The sequence below is a fragment of the Alkaliphilus hydrothermalis genome (assembly GCF_016908555.1).
GTDB lineage: Bacteria > Bacillota > Clostridia > Peptostreptococcales > Natronincolaceae > Alkaliphilus > Alkaliphilus hydrothermalis.
In genome coordinates, this window is the sequence record NZ_JAFBEE010000003.1 from 41,417 (window position 1) to 60,819 (window position 19,403).

General features: G+C 37.1%; 16 protein-coding genes. 2 read left to right on the top strand and 14 right to left on the bottom strand.

What is annotated here, in order from left to right; all coding sequences use genetic code 11:
• Positions 1 to 179: 179 nt before the first annotated feature.
• Positions 180 to 1,550 carry a 23S rRNA (uracil(1939)-C(5))-methyltransferase RlmD gene (gene rlmD / locus JOC73_RS03450; protein WP_204400463.1) on the bottom strand — a complete coding sequence of 457 codons (1,371 nt, stop codon included), beginning with the start codon at positions 1,548 to 1,550 and terminating at the stop codon, positions 180 to 182.
• Between the two features lie 225 nt (positions 1,551 to 1,775).
• Here rlmD and JOC73_RS03455 point away from each other — a divergent pair, with 225 nt between their 5' ends.
• Complete coding sequence (locus tag JOC73_RS03455; RefSeq protein WP_204400464.1) at positions 1,776 to 3,119, top strand: GerMN domain-containing protein; 1,344 nt, start codon at positions 1,776 to 1,778, stop codon at positions 3,117 to 3,119.
• 197 nt (positions 3,120 to 3,316) lie between these two features.
• On the opposite strand, the gene JOC73_RS03460 is transcribed toward JOC73_RS03455, so the two are convergent.
• The 6 genes from JOC73_RS03460 to JOC73_RS03485 all read right to left on the bottom strand — a co-directional run bounded on the left by JOC73_RS03460 (position 3,317) and on the right by JOC73_RS03485 (position 8,564).
• Positions 3,317 to 4,336, bottom strand: a complete 1,020-nt coding sequence (locus JOC73_RS03460; RefSeq protein WP_204400465.1) for an aldo/keto reductase — start codon at positions 4,334 to 4,336, stop codon at positions 3,317 to 3,319.
• A 72-nt stretch (positions 4,337 to 4,408) separates the two neighbouring features.
• Positions 4,409 to 4,798 carry an FxsA family protein gene (locus JOC73_RS03465; RefSeq protein ID WP_243427851.1) on the bottom strand — a complete coding sequence of 130 codons (390 nt, stop codon included), beginning with the start codon at positions 4,796 to 4,798 and terminating at the stop codon, positions 4,409 to 4,411.
• A 24-nt stretch (positions 4,799 to 4,822) separates the two neighbouring features.
• Entirely contained in the window at positions 4,823 to 5,227 is a 405-nt protein-coding gene (locus JOC73_RS03470; protein ID WP_204400467.1) for an acyl-CoA thioesterase, read from the bottom strand.
• 238 nt (positions 5,228 to 5,465) lie between these two features.
• Positions 5,466 to 7,220 (bottom strand): pyruvate kinase, encoded by a 1,755-nt coding sequence (pyk, locus tag JOC73_RS03475; protein ID WP_204400468.1) that lies wholly within the window; start codon positions 7,218 to 7,220, stop codon positions 5,466 to 5,468.
• A 19-nt stretch (positions 7,221 to 7,239) separates the two neighbouring features.
• Positions 7,240 to 8,199: a 6-phosphofructokinase gene (gene pfkA, locus JOC73_RS03480; protein ID WP_204400469.1), complete on the bottom strand. Its 960-nt coding sequence runs from the start codon at positions 8,197 to 8,199 to the stop codon at positions 7,240 to 7,242.
• 173 nt (positions 8,200 to 8,372) lie between these two features.
• Entirely contained in the window at positions 8,373 to 8,564 is a 192-nt protein-coding gene (locus JOC73_RS03485) for a hypothetical protein (RefSeq protein WP_204400470.1), read from the bottom strand.
• Between the two features lie 152 nt (positions 8,565 to 8,716).
• Here JOC73_RS03485 and JOC73_RS03490 point away from each other — a divergent pair, with 152 nt between their 5' ends.
• Positions 8,717 to 9,190, top strand: a complete 474-nt coding sequence (locus JOC73_RS03490; protein WP_204400471.1) for a phosphatidylglycerophosphatase A family protein — start codon at positions 8,717 to 8,719, stop codon at positions 9,188 to 9,190.
• On the opposite strand, the gene JOC73_RS03495 is transcribed toward JOC73_RS03490, so the two are convergent.
• The 7 genes from JOC73_RS03495 to JOC73_RS03525 form a co-directional block, all read right to left on the bottom strand.
• Positions 9,187 to 12,648: a DNA polymerase III subunit alpha gene (locus JOC73_RS03495; protein WP_204400472.1), complete on the bottom strand. Its 3,462-nt coding sequence runs from the start codon at positions 12,646 to 12,648 to the stop codon at positions 9,187 to 9,189. The genes JOC73_RS03490 and JOC73_RS03495 overlap by 4 nt on opposite strands.
• 136 nt (positions 12,649 to 12,784) lie before the next feature.
• Entirely contained in the window at positions 12,785 to 13,084 is a 300-nt protein-coding gene (locus JOC73_RS03500; RefSeq protein ID WP_204400473.1) for a protease complex subunit PrcB family protein, read from the bottom strand.
• Between the two features lie 352 nt (positions 13,085 to 13,436).
• Positions 13,437 to 13,814: a DUF1292 domain-containing protein gene (locus JOC73_RS15385; protein WP_330613088.1), complete on the bottom strand. Its 378-nt coding sequence runs from the start codon at positions 13,812 to 13,814 to the stop codon at positions 13,437 to 13,439.
• A 92-nt stretch (positions 13,815 to 13,906) separates the two neighbouring features.
• Complete coding sequence (locus JOC73_RS03510; RefSeq protein WP_204400475.1) at positions 13,907 to 16,960, bottom strand: AAA family ATPase; 3,054 nt, start codon at positions 16,958 to 16,960, stop codon at positions 13,907 to 13,909.
• Positions 16,961 to 17,229: 269 nt separating this feature from the next.
• On the bottom strand, positions 17,230 to 18,048 hold the full coding sequence (locus JOC73_RS03515) for a GNAT family N-acetyltransferase (RefSeq protein ID WP_204400476.1): 819 nt from the start codon (positions 18,046 to 18,048) through the stop codon (positions 17,230 to 17,232).
• A gap of 227 nt (positions 18,049 to 18,275) precedes the next feature.
• Positions 18,276 to 18,668 carry a hypothetical protein gene (locus JOC73_RS03520; protein WP_204400477.1) on the bottom strand — a complete coding sequence of 131 codons (393 nt, stop codon included), beginning with the start codon at positions 18,666 to 18,668 and terminating at the stop codon, positions 18,276 to 18,278.
• 230 nt (positions 18,669 to 18,898) lie between these two features.
• Complete coding sequence (locus tag JOC73_RS03525; protein WP_204400478.1) at positions 18,899 to 19,393, bottom strand: flavodoxin domain-containing protein; 495 nt, start codon at positions 19,391 to 19,393, stop codon at positions 18,899 to 18,901.
• Positions 19,394 to 19,403: the final 10 nt, after the last annotated feature.

A 19,403-nucleotide genomic window follows, 5' to 3' on the forward strand; every position in this document is an offset into this window, starting at 1 on the left:
CACCACGTTTTTGCCAGCAATCTTGTCAACTTACCACATCAATATCCATAATATCTTCTTGATCATCTAACCTGCCTATCTTGGACAAGTTTTCACAAAGAAAAATCCCGTTATTATCCTGCCGGCTTGAAACCAGATCTCAAATCACGGAAACCCTTTATTTGCAAAGTTTTTTATCCCTAAAACATCGTATTTACCTCAACCCTTGACATCAATACTACCGTCTCCACATGACTAGTATGAGGAAACATATCCACCGGCTGAACTTCCTCAGCTTTATAACCTCGATCATTCAAATAAGCCAAGTCCCTAGCTAGTGTAGCAGGATTACATGATACATAAACAATCCTTTCAGGAGCCATACTGACAATCGTGTCTAATACTGCCTCATCACAGCCCTTTCTTGGAGGGTCCACAACCACTACATCAGCCTTGATCCCCTGCTTGTACAACTCTGGGACAACCTTTTCTGCTTCTCCAACATAAAACTCTGTATTGGTCATACCATTGATTTCAGCATTTTTTTTAGCATCATCAATGGCAGCCTCCACCACTTCAACCCCATAGACCTTTTTTGCCTTTTGGGCTAAAAACAATGAAATTGTTCCGATACCACAGTAAATATCAAATACTGATTCTTCACCCTTTAGTTGGGCATATTCCAGAGCCTTTTCATACAGCACCTTTGTCTGCAACGGATTCACTTGGAAGAAGGACCTTGCAGAGATATTAAACTTTAAATCCCCGATGTAGTCCACGATATGATCCCTACCATAGATAGTTATTGATTCTCGTCCGAAAATCACATTGGTATTTTGAGTATTGATGTTCTGCACAATGCTCTCAAGACCTTCTATATTATCCTTTAACAACTTAATTAATTGCTCTTGATGGGGTAACTCTTTTCCATTTGTAATCACCACCACCATCACTTCACCTGTCTGGTATCCCACCTTGGTCACCACATGACGGATTAGACCCTTTTTAGTCTTTTCATCATAGACACTAATCTTATATTTTTGAATAAAATCCTTCATCAGCGCTACAATCTTTTCATTAACAGGGTGTTGGATATGGCAGTATCCCGTATCCACTATATTGTGGCTTCCCTTTTCATAAAAGCCCAGAATAGCCTTTCCTGCCGTCATCCCAACAGGAAATTGAGCTTTGTTCCGATACCAATAGGGATTATCCATTCCAAGGGTAGGTAAAACCTTTGCATCTATTTTTCCAATACGCTTTAGGGTTTCCTCTACTCGACTGGTTTTAATATCCAGTTGAGCTTGATAGTCCATGTGCATAATCTGACAGCCCCCACATTTATGAGCTATTGCACAAGTAGGCTCCACTCGACTATTGGATGGGGTAATCATCTCCAGTAACTTACCAGTGGCATAGTTCTTCTTCACTACCGTTGTCTTCACCTTTATAACATCCCCTGGCAATCCCCCCTCCACAAATACTGTAAATCCATCTACTTTTCCGATTCCTTCGCCACTATGGCCTAGGTCAATGATTTGTATTTCATATACCTTGTTCTTTTCTACCATTAAAACTACTCCTTTTTCTATTCATATTTAAAAATTTTTATTCTTTTATTAAAATTTTTTTGAATGTTCTCTGTATTATTATGACTAGTTTTAGTATATCCTTTTCTATTCTACACTACTTCTGCCGATTTTGACATAATTTGTTGCATAATAATGGTTTACCATTGCAATTCCTTATTTTATAATAGTATATAAGAGTAGACAAGCTAGTAAGGAGTTGATGAAATGTTTCGAGCAATTAGAAATATGATATTACTATTGGTTGTTTGTTTTGTCGCAACTGGTGTTCCCCTTTATGCCAATACCCTTAATTTTAGTGTATCCACTACAGGGGTCACTTTACAAAACAACTTATCTATGGATGTTCAAGTAGAGACCATCAGTGATATCCAGCAAAGTGTTACAGTGCAACTAATCTCAGAAGAAAACCCAATTAATATTAACCTAAACCCCGACAATCCACTATCCCTCGACCTATATCTCGATGACATCCATGTTAAAAAAATAGAACAAGATCAAATCACCCTCACTTCTATGCCCAAGCAAACACTAGATTCCCTTTTACTTAATAAAGAAAATCCAATGACCATCGAATTTAGTATTAAGCAAGATAAATTAGATATACCAGATGGTGATTATCGTCTAATGATTAAACCGAATATTAGAACTCCAGAAATATCTATCCCTACCTTTAATGTGGCCTTAAGCTTCACTACCAACTATCAGTACATACCAGCACTTCAATCCATTAAAAATAATGAAACAGCATTAACTTTGTACTTTACAGACCCTCTGGCTAGTCATTTAATCCCGATTACAAGAGTAATTCCTTACACCAATACACCTCTACGACACACTCTAGATAATTTAGAAAAAGGCCCAAACCCTTCACTGGGATTACCGGAAGATTCACCTATTCCATCTAATGCAAAATTAAGCTTAAGAAACGGTATTGCAGGAGTCTATCTTCCCAATGACATTGGAATCTATGAATCTTATCCTACAAGTGCTAGAGTCGCCATGGAGAGTTTTATTCAATCCCTTACCTCTATTGATGCAGTAGATGGGGTACAATTCTACTTTGGCAACAAAATTAAAGAAGTTGCTTTTCATGACCATCAAGTAGATAAGCCCTTCTACCAATCTGAAAGAGCCCGTATTTATATCGGCACCATTACAGAGACAGATCGTATTCTATTAACACCAATTCCCTTATATGAGGAAAGTCCTACAATAGAATTACTTTTTAATAAACTGAAGTACAGTGGACAACAGGATATTTATAAATATCAGCTTCAACCCCCACTTCCTGAAGCGGTGGAGTTAGTGTCCCATAATTTACATGAGGGTATTCTAACCCTTAATCTTTCAGAGGGCTTTTTATTGCCACACCCAGAAGACAATGCTAAAAAGCGTTTTATGCTGGAGGCGCTCCTTTATACCTTTACCTCTTTACCAGATGTAGAAGGAGTTGTTCTTCAAGTAGAGGGAGAACCCCTGAGCACCTTTGCTGGACAAACCATATCTAGTCCCCTCTATCCATCTAAATTTATTAATCCAGAAAAATAGCAGCCACCATAGCTGCTTTTTATCTTGTAAGGCATTTTCAACAGGCTGGGGTAAAAAAAAAATGAGTACATTGTTAGCAATGTACTCCAAAGATAGAATCAGTATACCCGTGATTGAATTAAATTTATTGGCCTTCAATAAACTATTAGTGATTATACTCAAATTATGGCATTATTATACCATAAATTTCATATCAATTATTTATTATTAGGTTCTAACTTTGCTACAACATTTTTTAGCATGCTTCTAATGGGTAGATCATAAGGACATTTTGATTCACAAACACCACATTCTACGCATTCCGAAGCTTTTTTAGGGAGCACTCCATATCGTTCTACTGCCCAATTCTGCAATTCATAACGGGAATAATAACCCTCCATTAGAAATTGAGTAGGTATGTCAATCTTCTGGGGACAGGGTAAACAGTAGCCACATCTTCTACAGAAGGTTGTACCCAGACTTTGCTTGATTTCTTCAATCCGCTTTTGGTCTACCTCTGATAGGGGCACAAAATTCTTCCCTACATTTGCATTTTCATAAACCTGTTCTTCTTTATCTACCCCAGGAATCACTACTGTAACGTTAGGATTTTGTAAAATAAATCTTAGGGCCAGATCTCCATCTTCTAGAGCTCCCCCTGCTAGGGGCTTCATGATAATAACCCCAATATTTTTTTCTGCTGCTCTCTTGAAAAGAGCTTCTCCTTGTCGTTCTACAATATTATATGGGAACTGGATAGTTGAGAAATAATCAGTTTCAATTGCCATCTCCAACAGCTCTGCACTATGGCTGGTGATGCCTATTTCTTTAATCTTGCCTGCTTCTTGAGCTTCCTTCAATGCCCTGAAGGCCCCATCTGGTGCAAGTATTTGCTCCAGTTGTGCCTCTGTCTTTACCAAATGAAACTGGTAAAGATCTATGGTGTCAATATTAAAATCGGCTAAGCTGGTCTCCACTTCTTTCTTCATGGATTCATAATCCCTTGCCATTGTTTTTGTGGCAATATACCAATGATCTCTATTACCTGCTATTCCTTTACCGATCAATTTTTCACTCTCACCGTAGGCTCTCGCTGAATCTATAAAATTTATTCCTTCATCAGCCGCCTTTTTAATCAGGTCTATGGCTTCTTCTTCTTTTAATCTTTGAATAGGGATTCCTCCAAAACCAATAACCCCTACTTCTAAGTTGGTTCTTCCGAGCTTTCTTTTCTCCAAAGCTAAACCTCCCTCAGTTCCTCTTTAAACCCAATAATTAATAATTAATAAATAATAAGTAATAATTTATTTTTATTTACGATAGTAGAAGGTAAATGTGCCATCCTCCACCATTTGACGAATTCTTCCTTTGATAAAGTGTTTTAGAATCCCTCTAGTAAAAGGTACTACTAATATGAATCCGCTGATATCTGTTAATAGCCCTGGGGTTAATAAAAAAGCTCCCCCAATCAATACGCACAATCCGTTGATTAACTCATCCCCAGGCATTCTTCCTTGACTCATTTCTAGTTTAATCCTCTGCAGTATACCCCTACCTTCTTTTTTTGCAAGATAGGCCCCTGCAATCCCTGTCATTAGAACGATTAATAGTGTATAGCTCAAACCTATGTACTCATTTAACTTTAATAATAAGCCTAGTTCTACGATTGGAATAACAGTAAAAAGTAAGATTAATTTCATTAACATATCTTCACCCCACTATTTTTATATAAGCTTTTGATAAAACTCTGGATACTTCTTTTTAATACTGATGGGCTTAAAGGATTTATCCACAAAAGCATGGGTGGTTGTTCCTGTAGCCAATAGTCTTCCATCCTTTTTTCTATACAGTTCATAGCTGAAGGTAATTCTTACTCCCTTCATTTCCTTTACTGTACTTTTGATGACAATTACATCATCATATTTTGCTGATTCCTTGTATTGACACCCTACATCAATTACAGGCAGCATAATATCTTTATCTTCCAGCTCCTTATAGGAGTACCCAATTGACTTTAGTAGCGTTGTTCTTCCAATTTCAAACCAAGTAAAATAGTTCCCATGATAAACCACTCCCATTTGGTCAGTTTCAGCGTATCTTACCGTTACTTCACATTCGTTATAATACATATATATACCTCCCAATAATATTATATACAAAGGTTTACTTATTTAATTCTATATTCACCAGTAGATTCCTTTTCTATCAAAGAAAAAAAGAACTTACAGATTTGTAAGTTCTATAAAGGTAACGGCATTCATGAATATCAATAATTAAAGGGGGATATTGATTTCATATACTCATTATATGATTCTAAACCTTTATTTGTGTTATAAACAGGTTAAACTTCTGTAAAAGAATTTTTAATTATAGTACTCTTGTTTTCCCACTGTATACTAATCCAGTAGCTGCATCCACTGTTACGATATCCCTGTTTTTTAATTTGTAGGTAGCACCAGCAACACCAACAATTGTAGGCTTACCATAGTTTAACCCAACAATTGCTCCGTGGCTTGTTAAGCCTCCTTCTTCAGTAATGACGGCTCCAGCAATCTCAATTAATGGCACAATTTCTTTATCAGTAGACTGCACTACTAAAATATCCCCTTCTTTGAAGGAAGCATAGTCACTTTCGTCATTGATTACCACAACTTTACCTGTAACTGATTTCTTTCCTACACCAGTACCAGAAACTAATATATCACCAACAATATGAACCTTGATAAGGTTGGTGGTTCCAACAACTCCAACTGGTACACCAGCTGTGATTACTACTAAATCCCCTCGTTTAATGAGTTTTTGTTCTAAAGTCTTGCGTACCGAAACCTCTAATACTTCATCTGTAGACTGTAATTCATCTACTAGAACAGATTGAACACCCCAAACTAAGCTCATTCTTCTTCTTATTCTTTCGCTTACTGTTGTTGCAATGATTGGTGCCTTTGGTCTAAATTTCGAAACCATTCTTGCAGTATATCCAGATGAAGTTGCTGTGATGATGGCAGATGCCATTAAATCCATTGCTGTACTACAAGTAGCATAGCTGATGGCGTCTGTTATTGTAACTTCTTTAACTAAAGATTTATGTTTCAATAGATCACAATAGTTGATGGCAGATTCTGTTCTTTTTGCAATATCAGCCATCATTTTTACTGACTCAGCAGGATATTTTCCAGCAGCTGTTTCTCCCGACAGCATGATGGCATCTGTTCCGTCAAATATGGCGTTGGCTACGTCCGTCACCTCAGCTCTAGTGGGTCTAGGATTTCGCATCATAGAATCTAGCATTTGGGTAGCTGTGATAACAGGCTTTCCAGCTAAATTACATAATCTAATCATTTCTTTTTGAACTAATGGTACTTCTTCAGTAGGGATTTCAACTCCCAAATCACCTCTAGCCACCATGATACCGTCGGATATATCAATAATTTCTTCAAGATTATCTACACCCTCTTGATTCTCTATTTTAGAGATAATATGGATGTGTTCAGCATTGTTTTGCTCTAGTATCCTTCTGATTTCCAATACGTCACTGGCTTTTCTTACAAAGGAAGCAGCGATAAAGTCGATATCCATTCTAATACCAAATTCAATATCACTACGATCCTTTTCTGTAATAGCAGGTAGGTTAATTTTTACCCCAGGTACGTTAACTCCCTTATGGTTCTTTACTACCCCAGCATTTTCTACGATGCAAAGGATATCAGTATCGTTTTTGATATCCTTAACTTTTAAGCCGATTAATCCATCATCGATTAAAATAGAATCCCCCACTTTGACATCCTTTGGTAATCCATTGTATGTAATACTACATATAGTCTCATCTCCAAGAATATCCCTAGTGGTGATGGTGAACTCCTGTCCCTCTTCCAGTTGAACCTCTGGGTCTTTAAACTTACCTGTTCTGATTTCTGGACCCTTTGTATCTAAGAGAATAGCCACAGGTACCTGTAATTCTTCTCGTACTTCTTTAATGGTCTTGATTCTCGCTTCATGCTCCTCATGGTTTCCATGGGAGAAGTTTAACCTTGCGACATTTAATCCTTGGTTGACTAACTCCGTAAATATTTCCTTACCTTCACTGGCGGGCCCAATGGTACATACTATTTTAGTTTTTCTCATTTATACTCCCCCTATCTTGTTAAATAGATAATATATTTGCTAAATCATAACTTTTCTTATCAAATTTATTCTCGGTATTAAAAACCTCATCAAAATCTACATCAATTACATCTAAACCCTTTACACCTACTGCCCTACAACTTTTTCCCGCTACCAACAGTTCCACTGCCCTTGCACCCATTTTACTGGCAATGTTTCTGTCAAAAGCCGTAGGTGTTCCACCTCTTTGAATATGCCCAAGAATTGTTACCCTTGTTTCTATTCCAGTTTTTTCTTCAATTTCCTTTGCGATATCCATTCCGCCACCAACACCCTCTGCCAATAGGATGATACTATGTAGTTTCCCTCTATTTCTACCTTTTATTAACTTTTTACAAACTCTATCAATTTCAAAAGGTACTTCTGGAACAATGATACTTTCGGCCCCTCCTGCTAAACCAGCATAAAGGGCAATATCTCCACAATGCCTTCCCATTACTTCAATCACATTTGCTCTACCATGGGATGTAGAGGTATCGCGGATTTTACCAATGGCATCTACTACGGTATTCACTGCTGTATCGAATCCAATGGTATAGTCAGTATATCTTAAGTCATTGTCAATTGTACCAGGTATCCCTATGGTTTTAATTCCTAACTCACTTAGTTTTTTTGCTCCTGCAAAAGAACCATCTCCACCGATGACAACAAGTCCATCTACTCCAAAGATTTTCAAGGCATAGTTAGCTTTTCTCCTTCCTTCTTCAGTTCTAAACTCTTCACTTCTGGCGGTTTGAAGCATGGTGCCGCCCCTGTGAATAATATCGGCGACTGAAGATAGGTTCATTTCATCCATCAATCCATTAATCAAACCATGATAGCCTTGACGAATACCAATGACCTTTAACCCTTTGTATATACCAGTCCTAACCACTGCCCTTACAGCTGCATTCATACCAGGTGAGTCACCTCCGCTGGTCAATACCCCTATTGTCTGCATATGGCTACCTCCTTTTCAACCACAGGGACATTCTATGTCCCTGTAATATTATTTTAGTCCCTCATCTTCTCAAAATTCAAATTGTTCCACCTGTTCAAAACCCCTTGATTCAAAGCAACCTTCATTTTTAAAGTTGAAGAAGAAGTTAGGGGGCTTGAACAAAATAGGGGTATTTAAAAACCCCTTTGCATCAATATGGTATGGGCTTCTTCCACTTCAGATCTAGGTACCAGTACTTCGGAAGTTCCCTCTATATTATTTTTACTGATTGGTTTTACTTTGACTAAGAAGCCTTCTTCCACTAGCATTTTCTGAATATTTTCCGCATCCTGCTTAGTATTCGCCATATATACAACTGTCCACATAAGTCCATTAGGCCTCCTTTTCCACCATTTTAAAAGCATCTATCTCCATTACTACTTGTCGTTATTTAAGTATATTGTTCCCTTTTAGAAATATATTTCATATTATAACATATACAATGATTTCTAACTATAAAATATTGTTAAAGGGAGGAATGAATTTGAAAGAATTAATTATACAGATATTAGCAGATCGTGGCGTAACCATAAAGGAGATTGCTGATTTAGTCTATGAACTTCAATCTAAATATGGTCCACTAACCATTGAAGATTGTGAAGAGAGTATCGATCGAGTTCTAGAAAAACGCGAAGTTCAAAATGCCATCATCACTGGTGTGATCTTAGATTTGTACACTGAGGAAAAACTTCTCCCAGAGCCGCTACAAGGAATCCTTGAACGAGATGAACCCTTATATGGAATAGATGAAATTTTAGCCCTCAGCATCACTAATATATATGGCACCATTGGCTTGACCAACTTTGGGTATCTTGATAAAAATAAATTTGGCATACTAAAATCCCTAAATAACTCTGATGAAAAAGTACATACTTTTTTAGATGATTTAGTCGCTGCAGTAGCCGCAGCCGCATCGGCAAGAATTGCCCATTCAAAATTCGCAAACAATTAATTAATCATCACACATTCTTCGCCGAAGGTATTTCGTAATTCTGCCAATAAGTCTTCTTCTAAGCTCACCCATAGGTCCCGTTTAGCCCTTATGGTCTTTTGTCCTTCCCCTATAGATATATATACCGGCACGTTCCCATTATATTTTCTAAGTGTCGGCTTTATTTTGTCCAATAGTACTAAATTTCTTTCGTCTTCAATAATTATTTTTAACTTTTTTAGTTCTTCCTTTACTAGAGGTTTCAAGCGATTTACTAGAATTTTGGGGACTTCTTCTTCTTTAACATTTAAAGTCCCCTCCAATAGGATGGAACGATCCTCTTCTATATATTTCATAAACCTAGTAAAGGTCTTTGGAAAGATAATACATTCCATCGTTCCATATAGATCTTCTAGGGTAATAAATGCCATGAGCTGATTATTTCTAGTGGTTTTTGTTACCTTTTCAATAATCATGCCCCCTACAATCACCTGTTGTCCGTCTTTTAGTTTTGACTCCTCTGGCTCTTCAACTAAACCTACTAAATCATTGCTGTAGACAGTAACGTATTTAGTCAGCTCCTTCTCAAACTCAGATAAGGGATGTCCACTGATATACAGCCCCATTACTTCCTTTTCCATTGCCAGTCTGATCTTTTCTTCAAATTCTTTAATATCTGGTAGTAGGTCTTCCTTTAATGATATGGCAGAAGCCTCCTCCACATCAAAAAAACCAATTTGTCCTTGGATATTTCGTTTACGGTCTAGATTGACCCCCTCCAATACCCTTTCATAGATTGCCAAAAGCTGAGATCTAAAAATTTCTAGACAATCGAAGGCACCACATTTAATCAAACTTTCAACAGCCCGCTTGTTTAAATCCCGCGACTCCACCTTCTGACAGAAATCATAAAAGCTAACAAAGTCACCCTTACGTTCTCTTGCCTCCGCAATGGCTTCTATCATATTTACCCCAACATTTTTTACTGCCGCCAAACCATAGCGAATTTTATCCCCCTCCACTGTGAATTTACTATAACTACGATTGATGTGGGGTTGTAGCACTTCAATCCCCATCCGCTTACAATCTTGAATGTATTGACCCACCTTTGAGGTATTCCCCATGATACTGGTCATCAATGCCGCCATAAACTCCACAGGATAGTAGGATTTAAGATAGCCAGTTTGATAGGCCAATACTGCATAGGCAGCTGCATGGGATTTATTGAAGGCATATTTGGCAAAGTCAATCATTTCATCATAGATTTCATTGGCAATCTTTTCTGGTACACCATTTCGAATACATCCTTGAATCTCAACTTTACCATCGGTATCTGTTTTGCCGTGTATGAAGTATCGTCTTTCTTCCTCCATGATATCCATTTTCTTTTTACCCATCGCTCTACGTACTAAATCACTTCTTCCGTAGCTATATCCTGCCAAATCCCTTACCACCTGCATTACCTGCTCTTGATACACCATGCAACCATAGGTAACGTTTAGTATTGGTTCTAGCTTTTTATGTTTATATTGGATGTTTGAAGGATTGTTTTTATATTCTATATATTTAGGAATAGAATCCATTGGACCTGGTCGATAAAGGGAAATTCCAGCAACAATGTCCTCAAAGCAATTGGGCTTCAGCTCCTTTAGGAATTGAATCATTCCAGCACTCTCCAATTGGAAGAGACCAAGGGTATCCCCTTTACTGATGGTTTCATACACCTTTGGGTCCTCATATGTGGAGGTAGAAAAATCAATTATTACCCCGTGGTTAGCTTCAATCAAAGACAACGCATCCCGTATAACCGTCAAGGTTCTAAGTCCTAAAAAGTCCATCTTTAATAATCCAAGTTCCTCTAGATGTCCCATGGGAAACTGAGTGGTGACACTCTGGTCGTGCATATATAGGGGGACGTATTCATCCAGTGCTTTTTTTGAAATTACCACCCCTGCCGCATGGGTAGAGGCATGACGGGGCATACCCTCTAGCTTTTTCGCCATCCTAATTAGGAAATCGGCATTTTCGTCCTCCTCCGTCATCTGTCTAAGGATAGGATTCATTTCTAAAGCTTTTTCTATTGTCATACCTATGGCAAAGGGGACTTGTTTAGCAATTTGATCCACTTCATTATAGGGCATATTAATTACCCGACCAACATCCCGTATAGCAGCCCTAGCCGCCATCGTTCCAAAGGTAATGATTTGGGCTACCTTTTCATCTCCATACTTTCTTTTTACATAGTCAATGACTTCCTCCCGCCGTTCGTAGCAAAAATCAATATCAATATCCGGCATGGACACCCTTTCAGGATTTAGGAAACGTTCAAAGATTAGATTATATCGGATGGGGTCAATATCGGTAATCCCTAGGGTATAGGCAACTATACTTCCTGCTGCACTTCCCCGTCCAGGACCCACAGGTATTTCATTGTCCTTTGCATACTTAATAAAGTCCCATACAATTAGGAAATATTCTGTATATCCCATTTCTCTAATAACACCCAACTCATATTCTAGACGTTCCCTCAATTCTTGGGTAATCTCCCCGTAACGCTTTTCTAATCCTTCATAACAAAGCTGATTGAGGTAATCCTCTACTGTCAAGCCCTCTGGTAGCCCATATTCAGGTAAATGTATGGTATTAAAGTCAAACTCCACATTACATCTTTCTGCAATCTTGAGGGAGTTGCTGATGGCCTCTGGGGCATAAGGGAATAACGCCATCATTTCCTCTGGTGACTTTAAATAAAATTGGTCATTGGGAAACTTCATTCGTTCCTGATCTTCTAAGGTTTTACCCGTTTGAATACATAGGAGTATATCATGGGCTTCAGCATCCTCCCGATAGATATAATGGCTATCGTTGGTGGCTACTAGGGGGATGCCTGTCTCTCTACTGAGCTTTACTAAAAGGGGATTGATTTGCTTTTGCTCTGGCAAGCTATGGTCCTGTAGCTCTAAGTAGAAATCCTCTGGGCCAAACATATCCCTCATTTCAAGGGCTAGTTCCTTCGCCTTTTCATACTGCCCCCTCATAAGGTGTTGCTGAATATCTCCTGCCAAACAAGCGCTTAGACAGATTAATCCCTCTGTATGATTTTTTAATAGGTCATAATCTATCCTAGGCTTATAGTAGAAGCCTTTGGTGTATCCAGCTGATACCATCTTGATTAAATTTTGATAACCTTCATTATTCTTTGCCAATAGGACTAAATGTCCTTGTCCCTTATCTTTAACAGGGTCCCGATCACCCATTTTTCTAGTGGCTGTATAGACCTCACAGCCAATAATAGGCTTGATTCCCTTCTTTTTAGCCGTCTTATAAAACTCCACCACCCCAAACATGGTTCCATGGTCGGTAATGGCGACACTATCCATCCCCAGCTCCTTTAGGCGATCCATCATTTTACCAATGGTGGTAAAGCCGTCCAAGAGGCTATATTCTGAGTGGACATGGAGATGAACAAATTGACTCATACTTCCACCTCTTTTTTCTGTATTATATAAATAATATATCAAAATAGCCCCGATTCTTCAACTTTTCAATTCTCCTAACACAAACAAACCCTCCAGTAAATTCTGGAGAGTTTTCTAATGATAATCTAAAACATAATTACTGATCCACCAAAGCTACATAATACTCATCATATTCTCCCTCTACCATTCCTTCCCATATATCAACAGGTCTAGAAATGACTTGGCAGTTGATAGAGTCCTCCCTTGGCTTATATTTCTTGTAGAGAACCTTAATTTTATTCTCCTCAAACTTCACTTCTTCAATCTTAATCTTATAGCCAGTGGAAGGTGTTTGATTCCAGTGGACCATAATTTTAATTTTGTTATCTGAAAGTTTCAGCACTTGAAAACTAACATCTTCCATAATTTCATTACTTGAGTCCAACAATATATTCATTCCAATACCCCCAAAAAATTTAAAATTTATATTATACAATGATGCAATGAAAATTAAATAAAAATAAAGATACATTTTTTATGTTATAGTTGACATGTAATATCCTCTATATCATTTTATTCATAGGATGGTATAGAATATGACTATTTTGACTATTATAAACTAACCCTTATATAACTCTATTATTATCTTAATACATTTTATTCCATTTCGTTCCTCAAAGTTACTATCGTAGTAGGGGATGGTTAACATTTTATTTGAAAACTATTAATAATTATAAAAGTAATAGAATGAAAAAATCCTCGGCAGTTACCACCAAGGATTTGGATATTTATTTAGTTTTTATTTCAGTTTATTCTTCTACATCTTCTCCATCCATAATTTGCATGAATACTTCCGACACTTTTTGGAACTCTTCTTCATCTTCAATGTTGATTAGTTGAGGCTCATCCTCTGCATCCTCGTTGAATCTATAAAGAAGAACACTTTCTTCCCCTTTAGGTAATAGGGCGATGTATTCTTGTTCGTCATCCCCAATAGTGAAAATCTCTAATACAAAACATTCCATTTCTCTTTCATCGTCCAACATCAAACGGATTGACTCATATTCATCTTCAAGATTGTGTTGGTGTCCGCATCCACAACCATGTTCATGATGATGATTATTTAATTCTTCTCCCTCATGTTCATGATTATGTCCGCATCCACAACTATGGTTATTATTCTCCACTTTCATTTCTCCTTTACAATTGAATTTAAATGTTACTTTCTAACACCATTATATACAAAATCACTATAATTTATAAGTAATTAAAGTATTCCTTAGCTTTTTTTCAATACTTCTAAAATCTGAATTTCATAACACCCCTTCACTTGCTTCAATACAGTGATTCCCTTATTGCAATAATCCTCTAAATCTTCTCTTAGATAGTTCTTAAAAACCTCTCGAAGCTTTTCATTGGTCTTCATGTTAGTTTTAATTTCTGCCTTTACTCGATAGATTAGTCCCATCTCATAGGGACTTTTTAATTGGTCACTGTATGCCTCTGCTCTTTTTAGGCCCTCTAAAGCACCTCTATAGTTGCCTTTTCGGATTTGTAGTAATGCCATATATCCTTCTGCAATTGCCCTCCCCCAAGAAATGTCGAACTGTCGATAAATCTTTAGAGCCTTTGAAAAATACATCTTTGCTCTGTCATAATCCCCCATATCAAAAGCAGCCTGACCCCCATTTGTGTTGAAAATTGTCAATCCTCTTGTTACCTTTTTTTCTTCACAAATCTCCATTGCTTTGTCATAGTAGACTAAAGCTGAGGCAAATTGCATCTTGTATCGACGAACTTCCCCTAAATAGTTGTAACTGGCGGCAATGTTGAGGACGTACTTATCCTCCATTTTGCTAAAATCCTTGAAGAGTCCTATGGATTGCTTGAGGAATTCCTCTGCTTCATCATACTCCGTCAGCATAATTTTACTTAGACCCTTGAGCCTCAAGAAGAAGGGTTCCTCCTTCTTAATCTTATTTTCATGAACTAATGCTAGGCCCTTGTCTAGGTATTCCTCCATCAAAGGTACATTATGGGTCTGGATACCATAATAAATCATCTGTTTAAAACCTTTTAGTCCATAATAATAGTTATCCCCTTCAAGTGAATAATTAATCAATTTCTGTAGGTATGGAATACCTTCCTCGTACTCACCTTCACCGATTAAATACCTTCCCTTCATATAGTTGAAGGCCATTTGTAAATCAATCAGCCCCTCTGCTTCAGGTTCCTGCTCCTCAGCTTCCCTTAGCATGGATTCCACTTCCACTAGATATTTCTTTACTTCCTGTTTTGAAAGATGTAGGCTTTTTTCTTTTATTTTGGTATTGTTGCTCAAAACAGGATAGAGCTCGTGGGTGAAGTCTAGATATCCATTGACATATTTTATTTGATATTTTAAGGTTGCCAATCGATTTCCACCGTGGGAGTAATGATAAATCAACCGAGTATACATCAGCATATCACTTTTTTCATTTTTCAATTGGTTTTCCATCATTAATCCAATTCGATTGTGGAGGAGTTTTCTCTTGGCAGGTGATTGCTGCAGATAAACAAACTCCCTCAGCTTTTGATGGGTAAACAAGAAACTGATTTTATCCTCCTCATGTTTTTCTTTAATGAGCCATCTGCGTTGAAGCTCCTCCATGATTTCCAGTACATCCAGTTCCTCCTTTCCCAGAAGCTCTGCTAAAAGGTCTAGGGAAACCTTATCAAAGAATAAAGACACAATATTTAAAGCCTTCATTTCTATCTCCGACAGGTCAATCAATCTACTCTTTAAAATGTCCTGCATTTCCGATGACATTTCGCCAATGCCTCTATTTTCTTTAAGGGCATTGATATATTCTACTAGGAAGAAAGTGTTTCCTTCCGTTTCGTGATATATTTTTTTCTTCAGTTCCTCTTTGACTTCGGTGTTGGGCAATGCCCCTTGTATAAATTCCCCTACTTCGACTTGGTTAAACCTTTTTATTTGGATTTTCTCTAAAAGATTATATTTTGTCATCACAGCAATAAATTTGTCTATTTTTTCATCATACCCATTTCGACAAGTTCCAACAAACATGATGTGACTTTGCTGTTGGTGTAATAATAAGCTATTTAATAGAGACAAGCTCTTAGTATCAATCCATTGGAGATCCTCCATGATTAAAACAATTTTCTTTTCTTCCCCCAGACTTTTAAATAGTCCCTGTATGGCCTCCTCCGCCATCTGGTACTGTTGAGGGTCTCTATCATTGATATAGTCAAGGTCCTCCACATACCCCACCATTGCAAAAATCGGAAAGAAGTAGGCAATCGCCTTTTTCCAACTACTAGGAATAGATATTTTATCCTTTTTAATGATATCAGCAATCTTTGAAAAGATCGGGTTCCAGGGCTTTAAGATGTATTTTTCCTCAGCTTGGTAACAATTGGTATGAAATACGTAGACATCCTGATGCTCTATCATTTGAAGGAATTGTTCCTTTAGTCGAGTCTTTCCGATCCCTGCCTCTCCTATAATCAGTTGTGACTTTGCCCCTATCTCCTTTGTAAACAACTGAGTATTTTCTGCCAATTGGGCTATTTCTTCATTCCGACCATAAAAGAATCCCCCTCGATTGGCTTTGGGCTTGTTTTCTAGTAAATCCCTTAAGGCTAGGGCCTCTTCATAGATTTTACGGGTTTCTGCATCGGGTTTAATCCCCAGTTCCATATCAAGGGTCTTGGCTAATTTTTGATGAATGTCTATTGCTTTATTGTAGGCACCTTCTTTGATGTAGAGTTTCATTAGGGTACGATATGCTCTTTCATCAAACTGATCTTCACTGATCAAAAGCTTACCATAATATTCTATTGAATCCCAAGTATTTTGTTGGATCTCTTCTTCGATTCTCTGATTAATCTTATTTATATATAAATCCCTGTATTGTTCCCTAATGCTAAACATCCATTCTTCAAAATGTTCTCCATCCTTCACTAAAAAGCCCTGTAGAAATTCTCCAGTGTACACATCAATCGATTGTTGATCCTCTGATAAAAATGCATCTAAATCCGTTTTTAATTTAATTTGTGGATTAAGCATAACTATGGACTTTTGAGGGGAAATGATGATGTCTAGATCAAATACTTTTCTGATTTTGTACATGGCATTCCTAAGGTTCTTTTTAGCAGTTTCTTCGTCTATTTCGCCCCATAGGAGGTTAACTAACTCGTCTCGGGTAGCCTCTCCCTCGATTAAAAGGTAGTAGAAAAGGGCTTCTGCTTTACGGAAGGGGAAATGTACCTGTTCTTCATTTATATGGACTGTAGGTGTGTTAAAGACCTTTACCTCAATGCGACTCATAATAATCCTCCCTGGTTTTTGGTGCTACGTTTAACCCTATTATTACGTTTGGTATTATGTATAGATTCTTTATGGGGGGTGAAATTCCTCTATTACTATTTTGTAATATCTATAGACGAAATGATAATCCTGATCCGTTAGCCCTACTTTAAGACCTTTAACCACAGGTTATTTTTTTAATGAATTACATATTATTGAGTCAAATAATCCTACCCTATACTAGCTTAATTAATATCCCTCTAAGTTTATAGAGTCCGCCTTAATAATACCTAAAGGTTAATAATACTCAGGTTATATTCTTTCTTGACTTCAAATCCCAGTTGTTCAGCTAATTTTCTTGATGGGGTATTGTTCACTATACAGTCCCACTTGGGGATTAGTCCTTCACCAAGGCATTTTTCTATGAGACGGGAGGCGATGATCTTAGCTAACCCCTTCCCTCTATAGTCTTGTTCCGTCAGTATATCTATTTCAACTTCTCCATCTTCAACAGAGGCACTGATACTTTGGCTGATAATTTTTTCTCGGTCTAATACGATGTATCCAAATCCTTTTTTTAAGAATTCTTCTTTTGATTGCCAGAAATTGATGATGCTTTCATTGAATGCTATAGCCTGTTGTATGTTTTCTTCTGTGATTTCTGCTATTTCATAGTGGAAATTAGTATCATCCTTAGTATAACCTCCAAACTGATATCCCTCTGGATTAAAGATATATTGCATTCTTGGGTAGTCTTGAACGTCCGTCGTCAACCTTTCAGTGACCCTTCCCCTCCAATAGTCACTTATACCAAACCAGATGATTGGGTTGTTATTAGCAAGATTACCAGTCATAGAGGCAAAGGATTTAAGTATCTCCTCAACATGTTCATTGAAGTCGTCATTGTCTTCTCTACCTAAGAAATATGCCCACCCCATATTGTTAATGATAAGGGCTGATTGGCATCCTTTTTGTGGGTTTAGCTCATCTACAAAAATTCTTCCTTCAATATTGTGGGATATAACTGATTTGAGTAGTGGAAAATGGTGATTTTCTTCATTTAGTAGGCTTTTTACATGTTGAAAGTCCTTCTTTTCTAGTTCAATCATGGTAGTTCCCCCTCTTAAAGTTGAAATGGTCGGTTATCAATTCATTAATTTAATTTTAATTTATTGGGATCAGTAAAGCAAATAATATCATGAAAGAAAGAATTGATTTAAAACCATTTGCTTAAAATAAAGATTATATGTTTACACTACAAAACAACCTACTGATTATGCAGTAGGTTTGGTTCATTTGAGGTTTTTAGGATGGTTCGTCGTCTTTAGTAGCACTTTTAATATGCTTTTTCATAAATTTCTATTTCATTTGTATTAATATCTACAAACTTTCCAGTAGGTAATTTCCCACCCTCTATTTCCAATTGAATGATACTCTCTCCAAAGCGTAGTTCGGCGATACCATCCCGATCTACTCCTTCAAGTTTTCCTGTTAAGCGGATACCATCTTCTGTTGTTTCTATGCTGAAATCGTTATTTTTGCTGAGGGTGATTTCTTTGCCCCATTCTAGGGTGTCACTGATGTCATATTCTACTTTGTATTTTTCATTGAGCTCTGGTTTGTATTTTTTAGTTCCATTCCAGAAGGCTCTTCCTTCTCCGTAGGGGGTTGTAAAATTTACAAGGATATCTTCTGTTGAATCGTCTATTTTGATGATTTGTATTTCCATATGTGTTTCCTCCTTCTGATGACCTCAATTAGGCATTATTATTTTAAACCTTTAATAGTTTAGTACTTCTACATATTGTTTGTTTTTCCTTTTGGCAATATGAGTTTTCTTACTTAATTTGACTTCTATAAAAACAACCAGTCACCGCTACGTATACTGAAATACGTAGCGATCCTGGTTGGTTGCAGTACCCAAGAAAAACATTTCACTATAATCCTTATTAAGTCTTACTAATTATGTTCTACTTTTACATTGTTCATTACTTCAGCAAATCTACTAATATTTTCTTCATATATATTAGTTGTATCTTTGGTTATCTTACTGACTTTTTTAACAATCAACTTGTCGATAAAGCCCATCTTCTTAAATATAAACTCTCCTCCAAAAAATTCTTTAGCCACTGCTAAATCCAAAAGTTCTTTTGGAAATACAGCATTTAATTGTTCTTCTGCTCTTTGCCCTTCCCCCATACAGCATGTGAATAATCCTAAGTTTTTTTCTTTTAATAAGTCCATATTCTGTGAACAAAACGCTTTTACTTCTTTTTGAATCTGACCTATATAGATGGAGCCACCAATAATCACCTTGTTATACTTAGATAAATCCACAGTACTTGATGTCTTAAGATTTATGAGGTCTATATCTCCACTAAGCTTTTCCTTAAGCATCTGGGCACATTTTTCTGTACATCCATATTTTGTACCATACACCAATAATGTTTTCATCTTAACCCCT